Genomic DNA, 2027 nt, shown 5'->3' with positions numbered 1-2027 from the left:
ACGGTATTTCATCATTTAACAAAAGATGAGTTGATAGACAAGGTGCTCTCAAATTATTTGGCACAAACAAACAAGGGTAATCCAAAAAACGAGGATTCCAAAAAGAGTACTAAGTAGCAATTATTATTGCAAATAGCATAAAAGAACAACAGGATATTTTAACAAAACTAAATATCCATCAATTGAATCCTATGCAGGAGGAGGCTATTTCTGTAATTGAAAGAACACCCAATACCATAATTCTTTCTCCCACGGGCACAGGAAAAACATTGGCTTTCTTATTACCTCTCATTAAAACCTTAGATCCCGGGAATAAAGATGTGCAGGCGTTAATTTTAGTGCCTTCAAGGGAATTGGCCATACAAATTGAGCAGGTTGTGCGCAGTATGGGTTCTGGTTTTAAAGTAAATGCGGTATATGGTGGGAGGCCCATGTCTAAAGACAAAATAGAACTAAAACACGTACCTGCCATTTTAATAGGAACACCCGGTAGAATTGCAGATCATTTTAGCAACGATCGTTTTACTAAAGAAAGCATTAAAACCTTAATTCTGGATGAATTTGATAAGTCTTTAGAAGATGGCTTTGAGACCGAAATGAGACAAATCATCAATCAGTTACCTCATATAAATAAACGTGTATTAACCTCGGCCACTCAAAGTCTTAAGGTGCCTGGTTTTGTGCGTTTAGATCGGCCTATAACCATCAATTATTTAAAAGAAAATGTGGTTTCAAAATTGGAGATAAAAGCGGTAAGTTCACCAACAAAAAATAAACTACAAACCCTCGTGGATTTATTAGGGCATCTTGGTAACCAACCGGGAATTGTGTTCTGTAATCTTAGAGACAGTATAGACCAGGTAAGTCGCTTTTTAGAGAAAAATAATCTAAGGCACAGTTGTTTTTCCGGGGGTATGGAGCAAAAAGACAGGGAGCGTTCTTTAATAAAATTCAGAAACGGGACGAGCCAGATTTTAATTGCTACAGATTTAGCATCCAGAGGCCTGGATATTCCGGAGTTAAAATTTATTATTCATTATGAGCTCCCTCAATCTGCGGAAGAGTTTCTCCATAGAAATGGCAGAACTGCAAGAGTAGACTCAAAAGGAACGGCTTATGTATTGAAATGGGAAAAAGAATCCTTACCAGATTTTATCAAAAATGCCAAAGTAGCCAACATCTCCAAAAAGGCCGTTCGTAAGGCCCAATTCTGGGAGACCTTGTTTATTTCCGGGGGTAGAAAAGACAAAATTTCTAAGGGAGATATCGCCGGGCTATTTTTTAAGCAGGGAAAAATAAACCAGGACCAATTGGGAAACATTGAGCTAAAACAAGATTGTGCGTTTGTTGCCGTCCCGGTGACTATTGCAGATGAGCTGGCGGAAAAATTAAACAATACCCGCTTAAAAAAGAAAAAAGTACGGGTTACCGTTGTATAAAGCGATGTTAAGAATGGAACATTACCTATAATCCTTAGTTCCTCGTTCCTCTGTTGTGCTATATATACTTTGTACGATGTTAAAAAAGTAATCTGTTTATTTATTCTTCATGTAAGATTATTATTTTTTTTAGCAAATTAACATGGACTGTGTTCGGCTTTAATACAGTTCTTATTTTCTAATTATTAAAAATGAAGATCCAAAATTCTTGTACTGGGTTTTTGAAATGACCAATAAACTACTTTAAAGTTTAACCAATCTTTGTTCTATAAATAATCTTAATATCAGTTTACAACTTAAACTTACTTCCCGGCTGGATTATTTATTTTTTTATTTAAGAAGTAGTAGATGGCCAAATTTATTTTACTTTTTGTATATTTTCAAAAAAAAATATGGAATATGTATCTATTGCGTTTCAGCTCATTGTAGGTGTTAGTATTTTAAATGTCTGGCTTATTCAGGCCAATAAGGCCACACAATGGCGAGGAGGTAGCGCAAAAACAATTAAAGAGGAATTTGCAGCTTACGGTTTACCAGAGTGGAGCCTTTATGTTATTGGATTTTTAAAAGTGGTTCTGGCTATTGCAC

At 35.7% G+C, this 2027-nt stretch carries 1 protein-coding gene and 1 pseudogene; both read left to right on the top strand.

Features of this window, described 5'->3' with window-relative positions; all coding sequences use genetic code 11:
- Positions 1 to 125: 125 nt before the first annotated feature.
- Positions 126 to 1439, top strand: coding sequence for a DEAD/DEAH box helicase (locus WBN20_RS08670; RefSeq protein ID WP_424281394.1), 1314 nt, complete (start codon positions 126 to 128; stop codon positions 1437 to 1439).
- A gap of 392 nt (positions 1440 to 1831) precedes the next feature.
- Positions 1832 to 2027: pseudogene (locus WBN20_RS08665) on the top strand (DoxX family protein); the annotation flags it as partial.

It is taken from the genome of Eudoraea sp. (genome assembly GCF_049665975.1).
Classification (GTDB): Bacteria; Bacteroidota; Bacteroidia; order Flavobacteriales; family Flavobacteriaceae; genus Eudoraea.
This window is presented reverse-complemented; position numbering and strand designations above follow the sequence as displayed.